The organism is Sagittula sp. NFXS13, assembly GCF_040148795.1.
Lineage (GTDB): Bacteria > Pseudomonadota > Alphaproteobacteria > Rhodobacterales > Rhodobacteraceae > Sagittula > Sagittula marina.
Genome location: NZ_JAGEMH010000002.1, coordinates 119,223 through 141,016, shown reverse-complemented (window position 1 = coordinate 141,016; position 21,794 = coordinate 119,223). Strand labels below are relative to the sequence as shown.

22 protein-coding genes are annotated in these 21,794 nt (G+C 61.9%); 11 read left to right on the top strand and 11 right to left on the bottom strand.

The window, feature by feature from the left end:
- Positions 1 to 111: 111 nt before the first annotated feature.
- From J4E08_RS05085 to J4E08_RS05075, 3 genes are read right to left on the bottom strand one after another with little or no spacing between them, the layout of a single operon-like run.
- Positions 112 to 828: an LrgB family protein gene (locus J4E08_RS05085; protein ID WP_349537562.1), complete on the bottom strand. Its 717-nt coding sequence runs from the start codon at positions 826 to 828 to the stop codon at positions 112 to 114.
- On the bottom strand, positions 821 to 1,177 hold the full coding sequence (locus J4E08_RS05080) for a CidA/LrgA family protein (protein WP_349537561.1): 357 nt from the start codon (positions 1,175 to 1,177) through the stop codon (positions 821 to 823). The genes J4E08_RS05085 and J4E08_RS05080 overlap by 8 nt, the downstream gene beginning before the upstream one ends.
- A gap of 6 nt (positions 1,178 to 1,183) precedes the next feature.
- Complete coding sequence (locus J4E08_RS05075) at positions 1,184 to 2,170, bottom strand: 2-hydroxyacid dehydrogenase (RefSeq protein WP_349537560.1); 987 nt, start codon at positions 2,168 to 2,170, stop codon at positions 1,184 to 1,186.
- Positions 2,171 to 2,269: 99 nt separating this feature from the next.
- Here J4E08_RS05075 and J4E08_RS05070 point away from each other — a divergent pair, with 99 nt between their 5' ends.
- Entirely contained in the window at positions 2,270 to 2,764 is a 495-nt protein-coding gene (locus J4E08_RS05070; RefSeq protein WP_349537559.1) for an SH3 domain-containing protein, read from the top strand.
- Positions 2,765 to 2,790: 26 nt separating this feature from the next.
- Here J4E08_RS05070 and J4E08_RS05065 read toward each other — a convergent pair whose 3' ends face one another.
- Positions 2,791 to 3,078 (bottom strand): YggT family protein, encoded by a 288-nt coding sequence (locus J4E08_RS05065; protein WP_183962468.1) that lies wholly within the window; start codon positions 3,076 to 3,078, stop codon positions 2,791 to 2,793.
- 130 nt (positions 3,079 to 3,208) lie between these two features.
- Here J4E08_RS05065 and J4E08_RS05060 point away from each other — a divergent pair, with 130 nt between their 5' ends.
- From J4E08_RS05060 to arfB, 6 genes are all read left to right on the top strand, one after another.
- Positions 3,209 to 3,751 (top strand): acyl-CoA thioesterase, encoded by a 543-nt coding sequence (locus J4E08_RS05060; RefSeq protein WP_183962466.1) that lies wholly within the window; start codon positions 3,209 to 3,211, stop codon positions 3,749 to 3,751.
- A 78-nt stretch (positions 3,752 to 3,829) separates the two neighbouring features.
- Entirely contained in the window at positions 3,830 to 5,197 is a 1,368-nt protein-coding gene (locus J4E08_RS05055) for an MFS transporter (protein WP_349537558.1), read from the top strand.
- The gene (gene mepA, locus J4E08_RS05050; protein ID WP_183962462.1) at positions 5,194 to 6,111 is read left to right on the top strand and encodes a penicillin-insensitive murein endopeptidase; all 918 of its coding nucleotides are present in this window, start codon (positions 5,194 to 5,196) and stop codon (positions 6,109 to 6,111) included. The genes J4E08_RS05055 and mepA overlap by 4 nt, the downstream gene beginning before the upstream one ends.
- Positions 6,112 to 6,183: 72 nt before the next feature.
- Positions 6,184 to 6,999, top strand: coding sequence for an esterase-like activity of phytase family protein (locus J4E08_RS05045; protein WP_349537557.1), 816 nt, complete (start codon positions 6,184 to 6,186; stop codon positions 6,997 to 6,999).
- Between the two features lie 100 nt (positions 7,000 to 7,099).
- Entirely contained in the window at positions 7,100 to 7,741 is a 642-nt protein-coding gene (locus J4E08_RS05040; protein WP_349537556.1) for a queuosine precursor transporter, read from the top strand.
- 381 nt (positions 7,742 to 8,122) lie between these two features.
- Complete coding sequence (gene arfB / locus J4E08_RS05035; RefSeq protein ID WP_183962441.1) at positions 8,123 to 8,545, top strand: alternative ribosome rescue aminoacyl-tRNA hydrolase ArfB; 423 nt, start codon at positions 8,123 to 8,125, stop codon at positions 8,543 to 8,545.
- 105 nt (positions 8,546 to 8,650) lie between these two features.
- Here arfB and J4E08_RS05030 read toward each other — a convergent pair whose 3' ends face one another.
- The 5 genes from J4E08_RS05030 to argH form a co-directional block, all read right to left on the bottom strand.
- A complete protein-coding gene (locus tag J4E08_RS05030) occupies positions 8,651 to 11,227 on the bottom strand; it encodes a TIGR02302 family protein (protein WP_349537555.1) in 2,577 nt (858 codons plus the stop codon).
- A 37-nt stretch (positions 11,228 to 11,264) separates the two neighbouring features.
- Positions 11,265 to 12,530 carry a diaminopimelate decarboxylase gene (gene lysA, locus J4E08_RS05025; protein WP_349537554.1) on the bottom strand — a complete coding sequence of 422 codons (1,266 nt, stop codon included), beginning with the start codon at positions 12,528 to 12,530 and terminating at the stop codon, positions 11,265 to 11,267.
- Positions 12,531 to 12,625: 95 nt separating this feature from the next.
- The gene (locus J4E08_RS05020; protein ID WP_349537553.1) at positions 12,626 to 12,937 is read right to left on the bottom strand and encodes a DUF2834 domain-containing protein; all 312 of its coding nucleotides are present in this window, start codon (positions 12,935 to 12,937) and stop codon (positions 12,626 to 12,628) included.
- Positions 12,937 to 13,083 (bottom strand): argininosuccinate lyase, encoded by a 147-nt coding sequence (locus J4E08_RS05015; protein WP_349537552.1) that lies wholly within the window; start codon positions 13,081 to 13,083, stop codon positions 12,937 to 12,939. The genes J4E08_RS05020 and J4E08_RS05015 overlap by 1 nt, the downstream gene beginning before the upstream one ends.
- A complete protein-coding gene (gene argH, locus J4E08_RS05010; protein ID WP_349537551.1) occupies positions 13,080 to 14,471 on the bottom strand; it encodes an argininosuccinate lyase in 1,392 nt (463 codons plus the stop codon). The genes J4E08_RS05015 and argH overlap by 4 nt, the downstream gene beginning before the upstream one ends.
- 22 nt (positions 14,472 to 14,493) lie before the next feature.
- On the opposite strand from argH, the gene J4E08_RS05005 reads away from it, so the two are divergent.
- The gene (locus J4E08_RS05005; RefSeq protein WP_349537550.1) at positions 14,494 to 15,057 is read left to right on the top strand and encodes a TlpA family protein disulfide reductase; all 564 of its coding nucleotides are present in this window, start codon (positions 14,494 to 14,496) and stop codon (positions 15,055 to 15,057) included.
- A gap of 254 nt (positions 15,058 to 15,311) precedes the next feature.
- Here J4E08_RS05005 and J4E08_RS05000 read toward each other — a convergent pair whose 3' ends face one another.
- On the bottom strand, positions 15,312 to 15,443 hold the full coding sequence (locus J4E08_RS05000; RefSeq protein WP_349537549.1) for a hypothetical protein: 132 nt from the start codon (positions 15,441 to 15,443) through the stop codon (positions 15,312 to 15,314).
- Positions 15,444 to 15,920: 477 nt separating this feature from the next.
- On the opposite strand from J4E08_RS05000, the gene J4E08_RS04995 reads away from it, so the two are divergent.
- Entirely contained in the window at positions 15,921 to 16,433 is a 513-nt protein-coding gene (locus tag J4E08_RS04995) for a PhnA domain-containing protein (protein WP_183962429.1), read from the top strand.
- A gap of 76 nt (positions 16,434 to 16,509) precedes the next feature.
- The gene (locus J4E08_RS04990) at positions 16,510 to 16,713 is read left to right on the top strand and encodes a hypothetical protein (RefSeq protein WP_183962427.1); all 204 of its coding nucleotides are present in this window, start codon (positions 16,510 to 16,512) and stop codon (positions 16,711 to 16,713) included.
- A gap of 48 nt (positions 16,714 to 16,761) precedes the next feature.
- Here the strand turns inward: J4E08_RS04990 and J4E08_RS04985 are convergent, their stop codons facing one another.
- The gene (locus J4E08_RS04985) at positions 16,762 to 18,336 is read right to left on the bottom strand and encodes a 2-isopropylmalate synthase (protein WP_183962425.1); all 1,575 of its coding nucleotides are present in this window, start codon (positions 18,334 to 18,336) and stop codon (positions 16,762 to 16,764) included.
- A 294-nt stretch (positions 18,337 to 18,630) separates the two neighbouring features.
- On the opposite strand from J4E08_RS04985, the gene J4E08_RS04980 reads away from it, so the two are divergent.
- The gene (locus J4E08_RS04980; RefSeq protein WP_349537548.1) at positions 18,631 to 21,585 is read left to right on the top strand and encodes a calcium-binding protein; all 2,955 of its coding nucleotides are present in this window, start codon (positions 18,631 to 18,633) and stop codon (positions 21,583 to 21,585) included.
- The last annotated feature ends 209 nt before the right edge of the window (positions 21,586 to 21,794 follow it).

Genomic DNA, 21,794 nt, shown 5'->3' with positions numbered 1-21,794 from the left:
TGAGGCTCAAGATCATTGCCAGATGTGCACACCGCATCGCTTCACTCCCTGATTGTCTGAGAGCAGCGTGGCACAGGTTGCACGAGCAGTCACCCCGCAGATACGCAAGGGTCAGAAAAGCAGCCCCACGACCAAAGGCGCCAGGATCGCCGTCAGGATCGCGTTCAGCCCCATGCCGATGCCGGAAAATGCGCCCGCCGTGGGGTTCACTCGAAACGCATGTGCCGTGCCGATGCCATGTGCCGCGACGCCCACGGCAAACCCGCGCGCGCGCCAGTCCCGCACGCCCAGCGCGTTCAACAACGGCGTCGCCATCACCGCACCGATGATACCTGTCAGGATCACCATGGCCGCCGTTAGCGTCGGGATGCCGCCCACGGCCTCCGAGACGCCCAGCGCAACGGGGGCGGTGGCGGACTTTGGCACCAAAGACAGCAGCACCGAATCGCGCAGGCCGAAAACCCACCCCAGCCCGAGCGCGGACAGCATCGCGACCAGCGACCCGGACAACAGGGCCGCCAGCATCGGCAAGGCCGCGCGCCGCACCCGCGACAGATTCTGATAGAGCGGCAGCGCCAAGCCCACCGTCGCAGGGCCCAGCATGAAATGCACAAATTGCGCACCCTCGAAGTAGGTCTGATACCGGGTGCCCGTCACTTGCAGCACCAAAGCGAGCAGGATCACCGCGATCATCACCGGATTGGCCAGCGGATGCCGGCGACACAGGGTCGAAATCCACTCTGCCGTGATATAGGCCGCCAGCGTCAAGCTTAGCCAAAGCAGGGGATCCCGCGCGAGGTAGGACCAGAGCGCCAGCGCGTCATCCATCCTCCAGCCCTCCGGTCGTTTTTGCCAGGAGGAGAAACGCGCCGATACCCGCAAGGATAGCCAGCACTGTCGAGACCACCAACGCCACGATCAGGCCCAACCCGTGCTCCGCAAGGATGTCGACGTTGGCCACCACACCCACGCCAGCAGGGACGAACAATAGCGACAGATGGCCCAAAAGCCCCTGCACCGTGTTCTGCATATACCCCGCCAGCCGAGGGATCAGCAGGAATGCGGCGAACAGTCCGGCCAAGCCCAGAACGGGGCCGGGCACAGCGATGCTCAGGCCGCGCGACAGAGTTTCTCCGGCCAGTTGAAAGCCCAGCAGGATCAGCAGAACGCGGATCACGCGAGGTTACAGCATCGAGGGCACGACCTGATCCGGCGGACGATGGCCGTCGGCGAAGGTCTTGATGTTGATGATGACCTTTTCGCCCATCTCGATCCGGCCTTCGCGCGTGGCAGAGCCCATTTGAGGCGTCATCACCACGTTGGACATGGCGCGCAGTTCCGGGTTTCCGTGGGAGCCTTGCTGATACACGTCCAGCCCCGCACCGCCCAGTTGCTCGGCCTTCAACAGGCGCACAAGGGCGTTCTCGTCGATGACTTCGCCGCGTGACGTATTTACGATCACGGCGTCGGGCTTCATCAATTGCAGACGCCGCGCATTCAGCAGGTGGAAGGTCGAGGGCGTCGAAGGGCAGTTGACGCTCACCACATCCATACGGGCCAGCATCTGATCGAGACTGTCCCAATATGTCGCGTCGATGGCTTCTTCGGCCTCGGGGCGCAGGCGGCGGCGATTGTGGTAATGAATCTGCATGCCAAAGGCCGCCGCGCGCCGCGCAACAGCCTGACCGATCCGGCCCATGCCGAGAATGCCAAGCCGTTTGCCGCCCAGACGCGCGCCCAGAAAGGCCGTCGGCGCCCAGCCCTGCCACGAACCGTCCTGCATGACACCCAGACCATCCTGCACCCGCCGCGTCACCGCCAGCATCAGCGCCATCACCATGTCAGCGGTGTCATCAGTCACGACGCCGGGCGTGTTCGAGACGAGGATACCCTTGGTGCGGGCGGTGGCGACATCGACGTTGTCGAAACCGGCGCCGTAGTTGGCGATCAGTTTCAGCTGCGCACCTGCCTGACCGATCAGCCCCGCGTCGATGCGATCGGTGATCGTCGGCACCAGCACATCGGCAGTCTGGACCGCCTCGACCAGCTCTTCGCGGGTCATGGGGGTGTCGTCCAGCCGCAGCTTGACGTTGAACAATTCAGTCAGCCGGGTCTCGACGACTTCGGGCAAGCGTCGCGTCAGCACAACACTCAGACGTTTTGATGGCATGAAGTCTCTCCCGTACTTCTCGCTAAGGCGCTTAGGGGGTAACCTGCGTCAGGACGAGACGGGGCACAAGAACCCGCCGCATAAAAAGAGCAGGCAGACATGTTCAGACATCTCACGACAGCGTGTATCGCGCTGATCCTGACCGCCGTTTCCGCGTGGGCCGAGGAACGCGGTCCTGTGACCAACCTTCCGCTTCCGCGTTACGTCTCGATGAAGGCCGCAGAGGGCAATGTGCGGCGCGGTCCGTCGCTCAGCCATCGGATCGACTGGGTCTACAAACGTCGCGACATGCCGCTGGAAGTCACCGCCGAATATGGCCACTGGCGCCGCGTGCGCGACCGGGATGGTGCAGGCGGCTGGGTCCATTATTCGCTGCTGTCTGGCGTGCGCACTGCCATCGTCGAAACCGACATGCTGGCGCTGTACCAAAGCCCCGACACCAACAGCAAAGTCAACGCGCGGCTGGAAATGGGTGTCGTGGGACGTTTGGGAGAATGCGGGCTCGACTGGTGCGAGATGACCACCGGTGGCCACAGGGGCTGGGCGCAGAAGTCCGCGCTTTGGGGCGTCGCGCCGGATGAGCTGCGCGACTAGGCCGCGCACCCCCCTGAGTCAGACAATCAGTAAAAAGCGCGCAGGTTGTTCTGCAGCACGATTTCCAAAGCGATCAACGCCACGAAGAACAGCAGCGGCGCAAGGTCCAAGCCGCCCATCTGAGGCAGTACGCGCCGGATGGGGTTGTAGATCGGCTCCAGCAGGCGATTCAGGCCGTCCCAGATGGCTGCGACCAATTGCTGACGCAGGTTCAGAATGTTGAAATTGATGAGCCAGCTCATGATGACATGTGCGATCACGATGAATTTCACGATGCCGATGATCATCAGCAAAATCTGGATTAGCGATACCATCACGGGCCTCTTGCGACTGCGGTTGATGAGCACCTAAGCGCGCAAGCCCTCCGAGACAAGAGTGTCGCGGCGTCTTGGTTGACGCGGCCGCCGCATCGCAGCAAGACGCTACGTCAAAGGAGACCGCCGTATGTACCCCTTCTTCCGCCTCTTCAAAGACATGTGGAAAGCCCGCAGCGCCGCGCCCATGGGCCTGTTCGACACGCACATTTCGCATCACATGTGCATGCCGTGGGATCTGGACATGTGGAACGAGTTGAACAATGGTCGCACGCTGACGCTTTATGATCTTGGCCGTATTCCCATGGGGCAGCGCATGGGGCTGATGGAGGCGCTCAAGCGCGAACGCTGGGGCCTGACCGTCGCCGGATCGGTGGTGCGTTATCGTCGCCGCGTGCGGGGCCTTGATCGGATCGAAGTGCAAAGCCGCGTGATCGGCTGGGACCGCCGCTTTGTCTATATCGAACAAAGCATGTGGAAAACCAACGGCGACTGCTCCAGCCAGATCGTCTTGCGCACGGCGATCACCGACGCAAACGGCATCGTCACCGTGGATCGCCTGGCGAAAGCGCTCGGCGTGGATATGTCCGAGGCGCCGGAGTTGCCGGCATGGGTCAGCAAATGGATCGAAGCCGAAGACCTGCGCCCCTGGCCGCCCCACCGCGAAGTCTGAGGACGGCGCCAGCGCACTCTGCTCTTGCCTCAAACCCCTGCGATGGTTTCTAAGCGCCGCAAGCAACGAGGCAGGCACATGACAGACATTTCGCGCAAGAAACGGATCTGGGGCTGGATGTTCTTCGATTGGGCGCAACAGCCCTATGCGACGCTCGGGCTGACCTTCATCTTTGCGCCCTATTTTGCCGCCGTCGCCGCCGACTATTTCCGCGAGGTCGGCCAGGCGGATCAGATCGCCCGTGCCAGCGCGCAAAGCCTCTGGTCTTCGGCTCAGACCATTGCCGGGCTGGCCATCGCCTTTAGCGCGCCCTTCCTTGGCGCTTGGGCCGACACCAGCGGGCGAAAACTGCCGTGGATCAAGGTGTTCACCGCGCTCGCGATCCTCTGTGCCGCCTTCATCTGGCTGCTGCAGCCGGATGGCACAGGGCTGTTCATGGCGCTCGCCGCCTTTTGGATCGGGTTCGTCTTCTCGGAATCCGCCTTCAACCTGAACAACGGCCTGCTGCCCAGCCTCGGCTCTCCGGCTGAAATCGGGCGCATTTCCGGTGGGTCTACCGCTTTTGGCTATTGGGGCGGCGTGCTGTCGCTCTTTATCATCTTGTTGTTTTTTGCCGAAAACGAGACCGGCAAAACGCTGATCGGCCTCTCGCCCGCCTTTGGCCTCGACCCGGAAACACGCGAAGGCACCCGCTTTGTCGGCCCCTTCATCGCGCTTTGGTTCGCCCTGTTCACAATCCCCTATTTCCTGACGATCCGCGAGCCGCGCGTGACCCGTTCCGGCGTCTCGGTCAGAACCATGTTGCGGGACCTCAAATCCTCGGTCCGCGCCATTTCAAAGCGGCGCTCGGCCAGCGCCTTTCTGCTGGGAAGCATGTTCTACCGCGACGCTCTGAGTGCGCTTTATGCCTACGGCGGCGTTTACGCGACGCTGGTTCTGGACTGGTCCACCCCCCAAGTCGGCGTCTTCGGCATCATCGCCGCCATAGCCGCCGCGCTGTTGTCGTGGCTCGGCGGCATCGCGGACCAGCGGCGCGGCCCAAAGCCCGTCATCACTTTCGCCATCTGGTCGCTGATCGTTGTGTGCACCGTCATTGTGGGCATGTCGCGAGAACATCTTTTCTTTATCGCGCTTCCCCCCGGATCGCTGATCCCTGACATCACCTTCTATATCTGCGGCGCGGTGATCGGCGGCGCTGGCGGAGCGCTTTATGCATCGTCACGCTCGCTGATGGTCCGACATGCCGACCCGGCTCGCCCCGCCGAGGCCTTTGGCCTGTTCGCCCTGACCGGCAAAGCGACGGCCTTTCTGGCGCCCGCCTTGATCACCCTGTTCACTTTGCTGACACAGTCGAACCAATTGGGCTTTCTGCCGGTCATCTTCCTTTTCCTCCTAGGACTTACTCTGCTACGATGGGTCCAACCGGAAGGGGATTTGACCACATGATCCGCAAGACATTCATCGCAGCCCTGATGGCGCTCGCCGCCTGTTCGCCGACCCCGCGCGACATCTCGGGCGAGCCGATGGCCCAAGCCACGCCCATGGACCCAGTGCTGTCGTCAAAGCAGGCCAAGCAGCTCTTCGGCGCAAAGCGTGACGGCTCCTCCCAACGCCCAACGCCCTTTGGCTCCTACGCCAAGGGTTGCCTCGCTGGTGGCGCCCAACTGGCAGAGACAGGCCCGACCTGGCAGGCGATGCGCCTGTCGCGCAACCGCAACTGGGGCCACCCGGAACTGATTGATTTCGTGCAGGATCTGTCACGCAAAGCCGCGCAGCAGCCCGGCTGGAAGGGCATTTACGTCGGTGACATGAGCCAACCGCGCGGCGGTCCGATGCTGACAGGCCACCGCTCTCACCAGATCGGCCTGGATGCTGACATCTGGATGCTGCCGGCCGACGACCTGTCCCTGTCGGAACGCGCCCGCGAAAACATCTCCTCCATTTCGCTGCGCCGCTCCTCCGGGGCGTATACCAACAGCAACTGGACCCCCCAGCACCAAGAGATCATCAAGGCCGCCGCCCAGGATCCCCGCACGGCCCGGATCTTTGTGTTTCCCGGTGCCAAAGTGAAGATGTGCGCCGATGAAACAGGCGATAAATCATGGCTGCGCAAGGTGCGCCCGTGGTGGGGCCACCACTATCACTTCCACGTTCGGTTGAACTGCCCCAAAGGCGCGCGCGGCTGCGTCGATCAGGCCCCGCCCCCCGCAGGCGATGGCTGCGCCGATGCAGAGCAATGGGTGAAGAACATCCTGAACCCGCCGCCCCCGGATCCCAACGCCAAGCCCGCGCCGCCCCGTCGCGAACTGACCATGGGCGACTTGCCCGGCCAATGCGCCGACGTTCTGGCCGCGCAGTAACCACCTGTGACCCGAACCTTTGTTTTGCGAGCCCTCGCACTGCTGGGCCTCGGCCTCTCGGGGTGTACAGCCATGCCTCAAGGTGTCGAGTCCCTCGGCACCTTCACTTGGCCAGCGTCTGAGCGTGGCGCGGGAGGCTTCTCAGGCCTGGAACTGTCAGACGACGGACGCACGTTCATTGCGATCAGCGACCGGACCCGGATCACAGAGGGAAGCATCACCCGCGACACCGCACGCATCACCGCCGTGTCCGCAGCGCCCACCATGCCGCTGCTTGACCGGGACGGCACAGCGATCCCACAGCAACTCGGCGACTCCGAAGGGCTGGCCCGCCTCCCCGATGGCCGCCTGTGCATCTCTTTCGAGGGCGACCACCGCATCCAGTGTTACGCCGCCACCTCTGGCCCGGCCATCGAAGTCCTTGATCTGCCTTTCGCCGACGCTCTCGGTCACAATGCCGGGATCGAGGCGCTCGCCGCTGACGCCAAGGGGCGGCTTTACGCCATACCCGAACAGTCCGGCGGATTGACCAAACCTTTCCCGGTCTGGCGGCTGGATCACACGTGGGAAAGCCCTTTCTCGATCCCCCGCCGTGGCGGCTTCGTCCCCGTGGGTGCGGATTTTGACCCCGATGGCCGGCTCTACGTTCTGGAACGCGCCTTCTCCGGGTTTTCCTTTCGCTCTCGTGTGCGCCGCTTCGACGTCAGTGAGACCACCCTGAGCAACGAAACCACCTTGATCGAGACCACCGGCTTTCAGCATGACAATCTCGAAGGGCTCTCTGTCTGGCGAGACGCCACAGGCGCGATCCGGCTGACCATGATCTCCGACGACAACTTCAACGCGCTGCAATCCACGCAATTTGTCGAATACCGCGTCGCCCCATAACGCTTGCGGGACTCAGATCAGGGCGTTATAGGCCCGCATCCCGCCTGTGGCATTCAGCCCGGCGGCAAGTCCCCGCAACCTTGTCAAAAACGGGTCCGTTATGAAACGCGCTTACCTTCCCGGCATCCTCGCCATGGCCGCCATTGTGCTGGCCTCCAATATCCTGGTGCAATTCCTCCTTGGTGACTGGCTCACCTGGGGGGCCTTTACCTACCCGATCGCCTTCCTCGTCACCGACCTGATGAACCGCATCTACGGCGCTGCAGCTGCCCGCAAGGTCGTCCTGGCGGGGTTCGTCACTGGCGTGATCTGCTCGCTGATTGGCACGCAAATCATGCTGCAAGGCGATGGTTACACCTACCCGGCCGTGACCCTTCGTATCGCTCTCGGCTCCGGGCTTGCCTTCCTCACCGCGCAACTGATGGATGTTGCGATCTTTGACCGCCTGCGCGGCGGCGCATGGTGGCGTGCGCCTCTGGCGTCGACCCTGGTGGGCAGTGCGCTGGATACGTCGCTTTTCTTCTCAATCGCCTTCGCGGCGTCGCTGAGCTGGTTGGAACCCGGGAATGACACCTCCTGGGCAACTGAGGCCCTGCCGCTTTTGGGCGCCGGGCCCACGGCGCCGCTCTGGGTCTCGCTCGCCCTGGCCGACTGGCTGGTCAAACTGGGGCTGGCGCTGGTCGCACTTATCCCATTCCGCATGATCGTGTCAAAAGTCATGGGTTCGGCGCGAATGGTGTGAAAACAGTCCGCGAAGTTGCACTCTCCCAAACACCGTAATCATTTTTTTGCCTTGTGTGAAAAAAAGACTTTGCTGATCGGATCACCCGTGCCACCATCATCCTGCGCGGTGCACATATGGGGTCCAACAACCTCGCACCCGCTAAGCTTTGCGTTGAAAACAGCTGAAAGGAGGTGATCCAGTGTCGAGAGAAGCATTGGAGAGAGGTGTCGGAACAGTTCGAGGAGAAGCGACCTAGGGCAGTCCTTAGGGCGATTTAATCCACGAGTTGGCGCAGCCTAACCGGCGCTCGCCTCCGTAATTCTCGAAGGGTCGCCTTACGCAAGGTGGCCCTTTTAGTTTGCCCTTTACCTTTTGCCCGATACGGCCAAGTTAAGGGACATGCTGCAAGTCAATGACACCATTACCATCGAAGACTGGGAACTGACCGAACAGTTCACCCGCGCCTCCGGGCCGGGCGGGCAGAACGTCAACAAGGTCTCCACCGCTGTCGAGCTCCGGTTCGAGGCGGACCGCTCCCCCAACCTGCCGGGCCCCGTCAAGTCGCGCTTGCGTCGACTGGCCGGACGGCGCTGGACTTCGGACGGGGCGCTCATCCTTCAGGTGCAAGACACCCGCAGCCAGGCCCGCAACCGCGAGATCGCCCGCGACCGCCTGGTCGAGCTGATCCAAAAGGCCTGCGAAAAGCCCAAGCGGCGCATCCCGACAAAACCGACTTATGGCTCAAAGAAACGCCGCCTGAAGGCCAAGAAGGTGCGCGGCGAGGTCAAGGCCCTGCGCGGCAGCGTCGACCCGACAGATTGACCTCATTGCCGAAGCTGACGCTGACCTTGTCGGCGGTGGTCGCCTGAAGAGGACGCCGCAGGCGGACGATGAGACACCATGTGCGCGCTTGCGCGCTCCGCTGGATCAGAACCGATCCAGCAGACGCTCCAGATAATCCCGTTCCACCTGAGGACGATCCGCCTCTCCAGATCTCCTGCGCAACTCGCCAAGCAGCTCTTCGGCGCGGCGATATACATCCTCGCCCTGCAGCAGCCCTTCATCGGTGCCTGTTTGTCCGGAATTGCCAGAATTCCGCCCCAGCGGATCGCGTTGTTCCTGAGGATCGCCGCCCTCGGCAAACCCCTGTTGGCCGGAGCGTTGCTGTCCCTGCTGTTGCTCCGCCAAGGCTTCGCCCAAGTTGCGCATTCCTTCGCGCAATGCCTCCAGCGCCTGAGACTGTTGGTCGATGGCATCACCCAACTCGCCGTCGCGCAGCGCCTGTTCGGCGCCGTCCATCGCATCCTCGGCGCGTCCCAACGCTTCGCCCGCACGCTCCCCGGCTTCGGACCCCTGTCCCGGCAAGTTCTGCCGCTGGCGGTTCAACTCATCGCGTAAGGCGCGCTGCTGTTGCGCAAGTCCCTCTGCCAGAGACTGCTGTCCCTGACCTTCGCCGGACTGCTGCCCTTGCTGGCCCTGCCCGGGTTGGCCCGGCTGGCCTTGGCCCTGACCTTGCTGCTGACCGGGCTGTTGCCCTTGCTGCCCTTGTTGTTGACCCTGTTGACCCTGTTGGCCCTGGTTCAGCTCCCGGAACGCCTCATCCGACAGCTCTTGCTGGTCGCGCAAAGTCTCTGACAAGCCTTCCATGGCTTGCTCGCCCGGAGATTGACCCTGCCCTTGGCCTTGCGTCATCTGCATATTCTCGAGCATTTCCTGAAGCTGGCGCATCGCCTCCTGTGCTTCGGCCATGCGGCCTTCTTCCATCAGCTCCTGAATGCGGTCAATCATGCGTTGGATGTCGTCCTGCGACATCTCCATCATGTTTTGCTGGTCCTGCTGCTGGGCTTTCTGATCGCCCTCGCGCGCCTGCTCCTGCGCCAATTGACGCATGTAATCACGGGTGGCTTCGCGCAGCTCCTGCATCAGTTCAGCGATTTCCTGATCAGAGGCGCCGTTCTTCATCGCTTCGTTCAGACGCTCCTGCGCGCGTTCCATACGTTCGCGGGCATCGTCCAAGTCGCCCTCTTCCAGCTCCAGCGCCAGATCCCACAGCGCCTGCGTAATCTCCTCTCGGGCGGCGTCGCTCATATCGCCGCGACCCTCTTCGATCTGGCCAAGGATGCCGCGCAGCGTGTCCGCCTGCGACTCCTTACGGAACAACTCATCCGACCGGTTCAACACGGCGCGCAGGATCATCGCCGCATCTGCGGCATACTCGCGATTCCACAGCAGGGCCTGCCGCTCCTCGACCAAGGCCGCCGCCACGGGATCAAAGAAGCGACGACCCGGCAACGCCATCTCGTGAACCTGCGACAGGCCGCGCTGACCGCGTGCGTCCTCGACCTCCAGTTCCAACCGTACCGGCAGATTGGCCCATGGGTGCAACGAGAAGTTCGCCACCAATGGCTCCACAAAGTTGCTGCGATCCCCCGCCACCGGCATGGGCAACGGCACCTCGATTACCTCCTGCGGTTCCGGCTCCATCGCGCGGCCATAACGACGATCAACTGCGGCCAAGTCGAGCGAGAACCGCGCCACACCCGTCACGACCCCGAAATCATCCTGCGCACGGAACGGGATCTGCGTCTCACCCTCGTAACTGGTTTCGACCTCGCCCTCCTGGGTGACCATAGGCCCGGAATCCGGCAGCATCGTCACTTGCCATTCACGCCCACCGGGGCCGTCGATGGCCAGCCGTCCAGACTGAGACACCTCGAAATCCTGCGCTGTTTCAGTACGCTGGTCTTCCGTCACGGTGCGTCCAGAAATCTCCTCCTCCACGCGCAAGGCGCCGACTTCACCGTACATGCGCAGCGTGATGGCTGACCCTTCCGGCGCTTCGATCTGCGGGCCGGTGATGTCGTTTAGGTAAACCGACGGCAGGCGGGTATATGCGGGCGGCTGCATCCAGCCCTCCCATGCGGGGCCTTGAGACAGATCCCCGCCGCCAGCGCCCATGTTGGTCACCGATTGCACACGCCCGAACGAGCCGAACACCAGCGCAACGGTCAACGTCAGCAAAGCCACATAGCGCAGCGCAAACGGGTCGGCCCGCCTCTGGCTCAGCTCCGGTTTCACCCGCCGCGCCTCGTACAGGCGGTTCATCATGCGGGCCCGGTGCGCGCGCCAGACATTGGCAGAGGCCGCGTCGTCCGCGCCAATCACCTGGTTGTCCATCAAGGTCTGAAATGGCCGGCCTTTGAGCGTGTTATCAACGCGGAACATCGCCGCCCGCCGCGAAGGCCAGCGAAACCGTCGCACGCCCAGTCCAAGAAAGACCAGCGCCGCGACCCCCGCCACGGCCCCGATGGCCCAGACCACCTCGACCGGCACAAGATCCTGCAGCCCGAGGATCAGCGCCCCGGCCACAAGGCAGAGCACCGTCCAGAGCGGCCAGAAGCCCCGCGCCACTTGTTCGGCCACCATACCCGCGTGGGTCAGTGTCAGAACAATCCGAAGCCGGTTGCGCAGATCGGGGCTAAGCTGCGGTTCCTGTTGAGCCAAAACGCGCCTCCTGAAGTCAGGTTGCGCGCAGGATAGCTCACAACCATTCAGGAACCGTATCTCGATTTATCATCTCGTCAAAGCTCGGACGCGCCCGAATGACAGCGAATTGATCATCTTTTGCCATGACTTCCGGCACCAGCGGACGGGAGTTGTACTCCGACGCCATCACCGCGCCATAGGCCCCGGCAGACCGGAAGGCCACCAGATCGCCGGCCTTCAACGGCGGCATCTCGCGCGCCTTGGCAAAGGTGTCGCCGCTTTCGCAGACCGGGCCTACAATGTCATAAGGCACTGTTTCAACAGCGGCTTCAGGTTCAATCACCGGGACGATGTCGTGATAGGCATCGTACATGGCAGGGCGGATCAGGTCGTTCATCGCCGCGTCCAGGATCAGGAAATCGCGACCTTCGCCGTTCTTCACGTAAACAACCTCGGACACCAAAAGCCCCGCGTTGCCCGCAATCAGGCGCCCAGGCTCGATCTCGATCTCGCAGCCCAGATGACCCACGGTGCGCTGAATCAGCGCGCCGTAATCGGTGGGCAGCGGCGGCGCTTCGTTGGAGCGCGCATAGGGAATGCCCAACCCGCCCCCAAGATCGAGCCGGATGATTTCATGCCCATCGGCACGCAGCGTTTCGGTCAGCTCAGCCACCTTGTTGTACGCCATCTCGAAGGGTTCGAGCTGCGTCAGCTGTGATCCGATGTGCACGTCGATGCCGACGATTTTCAGCCCCGGCAAGGCAGCGGCCTCGGCATAGACCTCGCGCGCGCGGGCGATCGGGATGCCGAACTTGTTCTCCGACTTGCCGGTGGCGATCTTGGCGTGGGTCTTGGCATCCACATCCGGGTTCACGCGGATCGCGATAGGCGCGACCACGCCAAGCGAGGTCGCCACCTGCGAAATTGCCCGCATCTCAGGCTCGGATTCCACGTTGAACTGGCGAATGCCACCTTCAAGTGCGCTGCGGATATCTTCGACCGTTTTGCCGACGCCGGAAAAGACGATGCGGTCGCCCGGCACGCCCGCCGCCTTGGCCCGCGCGTATTCGCCGCCCGACACGACGTCCATGCCTGCGCCCTCGGCGGCCAGGGCGGTCAGAATGGCCTGGTTCGACGCGGCCTTCATAGCGTAGCAGACCAGATGCGGCCCCCAGCTCAGAGCCTCATCGAACAGGCGAAAGTGGCGCAGCAACGTGGAATGGGAATACAGGTAGAACGGCGTGCCAACCTGCGCAGCAATTTCGGCGACGTTAACGTCTTCGGCGTGCAGCACACCGTCGTGATAGATGAAGTGATCCAAGGCGCGCTCTCCCGATACCGAACGACGGGGTGATTAGCGCAAGCGCGACCAAGGCGGAACCCCCGATGAGTGGCTGGTCCGAAGTCAGGCCCGCATTAGACCACGGGCCGCGACCGAAACCACAGATACAGCGGCAGACCGCAGCTGACCCCGATGCAAAAGGTCGCCGGGATCGCCAACAGCGCCAACCAGTTGCGGCGCACCGCGACCTCCGCCAACACCCAAACCGTCAGGGTCACGGCAGAGATGGTCAAATCCCAGGTCAGGCCCGTGGTGGAGGCATTGACATACCACGCATCCACCAAAGCCCCTAAATCCCAGGCATTTTCCGACAGATACGTGACGAACCAATACATCGGATGCACGGCGCCCCAGACGGCAAGCGCCAGCCAAAGGGGCCGCAGCATCAGCCCGTGATCCCGACAGAGACCGTACCGCGGACGGCAAGCCCCGGCTCAGGTCTGCTGTCAGCCACCGGCGGTTGAGGGTCGCCATCGGCGCCACAGCCCGCCAGCAGCGCCAGCGTCATGAGAACCAGTCCAGTTCGGATCATCCCAAAACCTCTTTCCACCGTGCGACTTGCTTACGCACCTGTTCAGGCGCGGTGCCGCCGTAGCTCATGCGCGACGCGACCGAATTGTGCACGCCAAGCACATCGTACACGCTTGCGTCGATGTTGCCATGCACCGATTGCATGTCCTCCAGCGTCAGATCCGGCAGATCGCAGCCTTTCTTTTCCGCCATTGCAACCAGACTGCCCGTGACGTGGTGGGCATCGCGGAACGGCAGGCCGGTTTCGCGCACCAGCCAGTCGGCCAGATCGGTCGCGGTCGAGAAGCCCGAGGAGGCCGCGGCCTCCAGCACCGGCTTGTTGCCGGTCATGTCCTTGACCATGCCTTCCATCGCGGCGAGCGCCAGCATCCAGTTGTCAGCGGCGTCAAAGACCTGTTCTTTGTCTTCCTGCATGTCCTTGGAATAGGCCAGCGGCAGCCCCTTCATCACCATCATCAAGGCGACGTTGGCCCCAAAGATCCGACCGATCTTGGCGCGGATCAGCTCTGCGGCGTCGGGGTTTTTCTTTTGCGGCATGATCGACGACCCGGTGGAAAAGCGGTCCGACAAGGTCACAAACCGGAATTGCGCAGAGGACCAGATCACCAGCTCCTCAGCCATACGGCTCAGGTGCATGGCCGAGATCGACGCCACCGACAGGAATTCCAACGCAAAATCACGCGACGACACCGCGTCCAGCGAGTTCGCCATGGGCGCGTCGAAGCCCAGGGCCTCAGCAGTGTTGTGGCGGTCGATGTCAAAGCCTGTACCGGCCAGAGCCGCCGCACCAAGGGGCGATTCGTTCATCCGCTTGCGCGCATCGCGCACGCGGGACAGATCGCGGCTGAACATCTCCACGTAGGCCATCATGTGATGACCCCATGTGACCGGTTGTGCGGTTTGCAGGTGGGTGAAACCGGGCATGACCCAGTCGGCCCCGGCCTCTGCCTGACCGAGCAGCGCTTTCATCAGGGCGATCAGGCCCGTCTCGGCGGCGTCCAGCTGGTCGCGCACCCAAAGGCGAAAGTCCGTCGCCACCTGATCGTTGCGGGACCGCGCGGTGTGCAGACGGCCCGCCGCCTCGCCGACGATCTCCTTCAGCCGGGCCTCCACATTCATGTGGATGTCTTCCAGCGCGGTGGAAAAGGCGAATTCTCCGCCCTCGATCTCTGACAAGACCGTGAGCAAACCTTCCCGAATGGCCTCGGCATCGTTATCACTTATGATACCCTGCTTCGCCAACATGGCGGCGTGGGCCCTCGACCCGGCGACATCTTGCGCCGCGAGCCGCTGGTCGTATCCGATCGAGGCGTTGATCGCCTCCATGATCGCATCCGGCCCTGCGGCAAAGCGGCCGCCCCACATCTGGTTCGAGGTCTGGTCCGACATGACATGCCTTTCAGGAGGTCTAATGAAACGTTTCTTGCTTGCGGCTCTCTATACCGGCGCGGTCGCGCTGGCAAATCCCGGGATAGCCGATGTGGCCGCCGCTCAGGCCGTTGTGAATGGCGACATGAAGAAAATGGTCTTTCACGCGGATCCGAAAGCCGCTGGAACCGCCGATTTCATGACCTTCGACGAGCAACCGCTGAACCTGTCCGACTGGCAGGGCAAGTGGGTTCTGGTGAACTTCTGGGCCACATGGTGCGCCCCCTGCCGCCATGAAATGCCGATGCTGTCCGAACTGCAGACCGAGTTGGGGGGCGATGATTTCGAGGTTCTGACCATCGCCACGTCGCGCAATCCGCCCGCCAAGATGGAAGACTTCTTTGCCGAGATCGGCGTCGACAACCTGCCGCTTCATCGCGACCCTCAGTCGACCCTCGCCCGGCAAATGGCGGTGCTGGGCCTGCCCGTGACCCTGATCCTGAACCCCGACGGCGAGGAAGTGGCACGGCTGACAGGTGATGCGAACTGGTCCGGCGACGATGCGCGGGCGGTTTTGGACGCACTCATGGCAGAGGCCGACAGCTGACATTCACGGAAAGAGGTTGACCCGGTGGCCGGGATCACGCCGCCGCAGAGGGCGGCTTGGCCGCCGGGCGTCCCGTGCCAATGTGCGCTCGGGACGCCGTGAGCCTTTCGGGACGTTATAGCGTCGCTTTATCATGATCGGTCGGCGCACACACGGCATCGCCGCCCAACGCGACATCACGGTCCTCACCGAGTTATTTGCCCATGTCTCTTCGAAATACTTGCGGTTGGCCGGTAGGATAACCTCGCGGCGTATCAAGTGCCACGACATACGCCACGGGCCTTTTGCACCTTCGCCAAACCAGCGCCAGACATCCGTCTTACAGTTTCAATTCCGGTGTCCCAATCAAGCAATTTATCAAAGCGGATGTCCTCAGTCTTGTTCATGACCTGCCCCCGCAGGCCCCTCGTTCATAACGGGAACCTGCAAGTTTGATTGACGATCAAAGGCCGGCAACCAAAGTCCACGCTGTCGAAACGCGACGATCATTACATCATCAACCTCAGTGGGTTCACGGCTGATCAAGCCTTTCTGAGCCCGGTCTTCTAACCCTCCACCGTCGCGCGCTTGAGCCATTTTGCGATCATTCTAGTGGCATCGTTTTGCGATCCTCATCGCGGCCAGGATCCTTGATCAGTTGCGCGAGCATAGCTTTCGAGTTTCGAAGGATGATACACGCAACGCTGCAAGCAAGTGGTTCGACTCGTATAGCGACGCTCATCGTGCGCCTTGTTTTTGCTTCGCAAGCACCCCGGGGGAAGCTGCAGGCCGGGGCAGTGCGCCCTCTTTCACCTGCGCGTTTAGACGCATGGACAGCGCGGCGCGGCTGAGGTCTGAGGCACGAAACAAATCAGGAGAGCCCGATGACAACTTGCGCGCTGTGCAAAGCCGACAATGCCACCCCTTTTGCCGTCTCCCCAAAAGACGACACCGTTGCGCTATGTGAAACCTGCCGCGCGGGCGTCGAAACCGGGCCGCAGGACGGTCCGCATTGGCAGTGCCTGAACGAGGCAATCTGGTCCACTGAACCGGCAGAGCAAGTGCTTGCATGGCGCTTGTTGAATGGGCTTGACGCGGCATGGGCCAACGACCTGCTCGACATGGCCTACCTGGAGCCGGAGGTTCTGGAATGGGCGCAGGCGGGGCTGCCTTCGGGTGATGCGGTGGTGCACCGCGATTCGAACGGCACAGTGCTACAGAACGGGGATACAGTGACATTGATCAAGGCGCTGCCGGTCAAAGGCGCGGGCTTTACCGCCAAGCAAGGCACCGCCGTGCGCAAGATCAGCCTGGAGGCCGACAATGCAGAGCATATTTCGGGCCGGGTCGAAGGACAGCGGATCGTGATCCTCACAAAGTTCGTGAAAAAGTCCTGATCTATCGCAAAGCGCGCAAACTCTCGCCTTAAACTCTCCTTAACGATTATGTTGAACGAGAGATGGAGAGACCGCCGTGACCAACTCTGACATAGCCTTTTACGGAATCCTTGCGGCCTTTGTCGCGTATTCGGCAGCGCGCGCGACCGGCTGGGAATTTAGCCTGAGCCATTTCTTCAGCTCAAAGCTGGCCCGTGCGCTTCATGCGCTCGTCGGGGCGAAATACTCGGTCCGCAAAGTGCGTGGCAAGCGCAGCACTGCGTGGGATTTTGCCAACTGAAGCGAAAAACCGGGGCGCGATGGCCCCGGTTTTCTGTGGCTCTGGCAGTCAGAGTTCCTTGTAGCTGATTTCCCGCTTGTCAGCGCCCGGTCCAACTTTGGCACGACGCACGACAAGCCGGTTGAGCGCCTGAATATAGGCCAAAGCCGAGGCCACCACGGTGTCCGTGTCCGCAGACTGGCCGGTGGCAATCATGCCGTCTTCTTCAAGGCGCACCGACACCGTCGCCTGCGCATCTGTGCCTTCGGTCACGGCATTCACCTGATACAGTTGCAGCTGTGCCTTGTTGGGATGCAATTCGCGGATCGCCTTGAACGCGGCATCTACAGGGCCATCACCTTCGCAGGTTGCCGTGCTGTCAGTGCCGTCAATCTCCAGCTCGATCTGGGCCTCGGCGGGACCGCCGGTGCCGCACACCACGCGCAGATTCACAAGGCTGATGGCATCGCCGCCCTCGGTCGTGGCTGACACCAGCGCAAGGATGTCATCGTCGTAGACCTCCTTCTTGCGGTCGGCGAGGTCCTTGAAGCGGACAAAGATGTCCTTGAGCTGATTGTCCCCGACCTCTGTACCAAGCTCCTTGAGCTTTGCACGCAGCGCGGCGCGGCCCGAATGTTTCCCAAGCGGCAGAGACGTTCCAGCGAGGCCCACGTCCTCCGGCCGCATGATCTCGAACGTCTCAGCGTTCTTGAGCATCCCATCCTGGTGGATGCCTGATTCGTGGGCGAATGCGTTCTTGCCGACGATGGCCTTGTTCGGCTGCACCTGAAAGCCTGACACGGTCGAAACGCGGCGCGAGATATGCATGATCTTCTTGGTGTCGATCTGCGTCGAGAAGGGCATGATGTCGTTGCGAACCCGCATGGCCATCACGACTTCTTCGAGCGCGGTGTTGCCTGCGCGTTCGCCCAAGCCATTGATCGTACACTCGATTTGACGCGCGCCAGCCTCGACCGCGGCCAGTGAGTTCGCCGTAGCCATGCCAAGATCGTTGTGGCAATGCGTGGCAAAGACGATGTCATCGGCGCCCGGCACGGTCTCGATCAGACGGCGGATCAGGTCCGCTGATTCACGTGGAGCGGTGTAGCCCACGGTGTCGGGGATGTTGATCGTGGTGGCCCCGGCCTTGATGGCGATCTCGATCACGCGGCACAGGTAATCCCATTCCGTGCGTGTTGCGTCCATCGGTGACCATTGCACATTGTCGCAGATGTTGCGCGCGTGGCTGACGGTTTCGTGGATGCGGTCGGCCATCTCGTCCATGGTGAGATTCGGGATGGCGCGGTGCAGCGGCGAGGTGCCGATAAACGTGTGAATGCGCGGTTGTGCGGCGTGCTTCACGGCCTCCATACAGCGATCGATGTCGGGCAGTTGGGCGCGGGCCAGACCGCAAATCACAGACTGCTTGGACCGCTGCGCGATCTCAGAGACGGCGCGAAAGTCGCCCTCTGAGGCAATGGGAAAGCCTGCCTCGATGATGTCGACACCCATGTCGTCGAGCAGCTCTGCAATTTCGAGCTTTTCGTCGTGGGTCATGGTCGCACCGGGCGACTGTTCACCGTCACGAAGCGTGGTGTCAAAGATAAGAACGCGGCTCTGGTCCGCAGGAATATCAGTTGTCATGGTGATCTCTCGTATATCTCTAGGCCTCTTGGCGCGAAGCGGTTCCCCTCTGAGCGGTCGCGCCGGATGGCACGCTCAGAGGCGCTTTAGGACTAGAGCAAGGGCCAGCGCAAGCGGCGCCCGAAGGGACGCGAAAGCAGGGATATGGCGGACCGTTGTCATAAAGGGGATCATAGACCCCTATTCGTGAATGAAAACCCTATAAAAGTGAGATTTCCCGCCAACGCTGCCTTGCGGAACTTTGAGCCGCATCGGAAATGGGGCATACTGCTCAAAAATAGGCAGGGCAGTGTAATGATCAGGACCTGGATTTGGGCGTTGGCTCTTGGGTGTGGTGTGTCGTGCGGGGCGCAGGCCCAGCAAGACGAAGTTTCCGCATATATCTTTGGCAACTCGCTGGTGAACCACCTCAGTGAAGAGAGCGAAAATACCAATGTGCCGCATTGGGTGAACGAATTCGCCAAAGCGGACGGACGTCGCTTTGCGGTGGAGGGGCAGTGGGGCTTTCTGCGCGACTTTGCCGATGGGCTTCCGCCGACCCCGAACTGGTCCTTTGACGGCGTCAGCGGCGCCTGGGGTTCTGGACAGGGCGGATTTGGCGAGGCGGGATTCGATGCGGTTCTGGTGACGCCGGCAAACTTCATCCAGTACCAGCTGCCGGACGTGCCTTATGAAGGTGACAATCCCGACGGAGAAAGCCCGCTGAGCGCGATGCTGGCGCTGTTCGATTGGGTGCAGGAACAAGACCCGGACACGGAGCTTTATGTCTACGAGGGCTGGGCCGATATGGACAGCGTCGTGGGGCGGTTTCCACCGCGTGACCGCGCCTTTGAAAAATATCACGAGCTGAACGCCGGTGAATATCACCAGTGGTATCAGGATCTTATCAACGTTCTCCACGTCACACGACCAGAACAGGACGTGACGCTGATCCCTGTCGCAAAAGTCTTGTCAGAGCTGATGGCGCAGGGTGGACCGCTGGCGGACGTACCCGCGGGCGAGCTGTACGAAGACGGCGCGCCGCATGGAAAGCCAACGATCTATTTCCTGGCAGGGATGGTGGTCTATTCGTGGCTATTCGATGCGCCGCCGCCGACGGACTATGTGCCACCTGCCACACTGCACCCTGAATTGGTGGCGAATTACAAACAAATCGCTGAGCATATCTGGGCGGCTGTGCCCGCGCGCGAGGCGCGCGCCGAGGCGGAGCCCCTGGTGGCGGAGAACGTGACCGAGACCGCAGAGGCCCCGGAGGATACACTGCCAGAGCGCGAGGCGCTGTTGCTTCCTGAGGCGGGAATGCGGCCTGAGGGGCTGCCCTCTCTGGGGTTTGGCCTGAACGGCGTGTCGGATTGGTCGACGCAGCATCCCTTTGTAAACATAATGAAATCTGCGCGCGGTTGGGTCGGACATACGGCAGATCAATGGGGTGCGATCAGCACCGAGGAGTTGCGCGCCGGGGGCTATCTGGATGCGTTCGACTACCCGGTTGGCGTGCCGCCGGAAGCCGTCGCGCTGGAGGCGGTGCTGCTGACGGACCAGAACGAGGATCAGGACTGGCTGCGCGGCGATTATGTGCTGACCTATGAGGGGTCCGGCAAGGTTGAGCTGACCGGGCGCGCCAAGCGGGTGCGTTACGAAGATGGACGGATCACTTTCCGCTACGAGCCTGGCGAGGGGCTGGTTGCCCTGCGGATCGAGGAGGTTCCCAAGGACGATCCCATCCGTAACATCGCCATCGTAAAGGAGGAATTCCTACCGCTGCATGAGGCGGGTGCGCTGTTCAACCCTTTGTTTCTGGATCGGATTCAGGACGTTCGATCGGTTCGGTTCATGGACTGGATGCTGACCAACGGCTCCCCCGTGATGGCATGGGAAGACCGGCCGGTAATGGAGAGCATCAACTGGCTGGACTGGGGCGTTCCGGCGGAGGTGATGGTGCGGCTGGCCAATGTGATCGGCGCGGACCCGTGGTTTAACATGCCGCATGGCGCGGACGACGATTATGTCCGGCGCTTTGCGGAATTGGTCGAACGTGATCTGGACCCCAGTTTGCAGGCCCATGTGGAATATTCCAACGAGGTCTGGAATCAGGCTTTCCCGCAGGCCGCCTATGCGCGGGAGCAAGCCACAAACCTGTGGGGTGAAAGCGATCTGGGCTGGATGCAGTGGTACGGTCTGCGCTCGGCACAAGTCATGGACATCTGGACAGAAGTTTTTGGCGAGGCGGCAGAGGATCGGCTGGTGCGGGTGATCGGCACACACACGGGATGGCCAGGCCTGGAGGAGCATATTCTCGTGGCGCCGCTGGCCTTTCTGGCGCTGGGCAAACAGCCGGTGGAAAGCTTCGACGCCTATGCCGTAACGGGATATTTTGGATACGAAATGGGTTCTGACGAGATGGCGCAGCGGATGAACGGCTGGTTGGACCAGTCGGAAGCGCTGGCGATTGAAGCGGGCGAAGCGGAAGGACTGCGGCGGGTGGCTCTGCGCGAGTTCGTCAAGGATGCGCGCTTTGACGGGGCCATCGCGCCCGTTGCTAAAGCCTTGGAAGAAGGCAGTTTATCGCAACTGATTAACGAAGTGTTCCCGTATCAGGCAGATGCCGCGCGGCGTTATGACTTGCGTCTCGTGATGTACGAAGGCGGCACGCATGTCACGGCGCATGGGCCGCAGGTGAATGACGAACGCATGACCGCGTTCTTTGAGGAGTTCAACTATACCCCTGAAATGGCGAAACTTTATGAGATGCTGCTGGGCGGCTGGGCCAACGCGGGCGGAACGCTGTTCAATGCCTTTGTGGACGTGGCCCCGGCCTCTCAATGGGGGTCTTGGGGCGCGTTAAGACATCTTGAGGATTCCAATCCACGCTGGGACATGTTGATGGCTTACAATGCCTCTGGTCCGCAGTGGGAAGACCGAGAAGCCCTTGTTTTTGCGGACGGACTCCGGACTCCCGGCAGCAACGGCGCGGACAGGATCGAAGGCACCGCAGCGATCGATTACCTCATCGCGCTGGGCGGGGACGACGTTATCATGTCCCGCGGTGGCGCGGATGTGATCCACGGCGGGGCGGGACGCGACACGGTCGTGCTTCCTCTGGCGCGAGAAATCTATTCCTTTCAGAAGGTTGATGGACGTCTGATGGTCACGTCGGGTGATGAAACGATCCAATTGACATCGGTTGAGCTGCTTCGGTTTGGCGGTGAAGAGGGCGACGATGTGCCCTTGGAGACGCTCGGGGGTTAAAACGACGACCGCTGCATTTACCTTGCCCGTTTAATCAGTCCTTAACGTGAGTCCCGACCGGTTTCCCATGACAAACCGGTCGGTTGTTAACCAGTCCATCCCGAATGAACGCATGTCCCTTCGTCGACCAGGGCTCAACGCGGCAGGCGGTATTTGCAGGGATGGGAGTGTGACATGCTGATCACGCTTCAAAGCCAAGCGACGGCGAA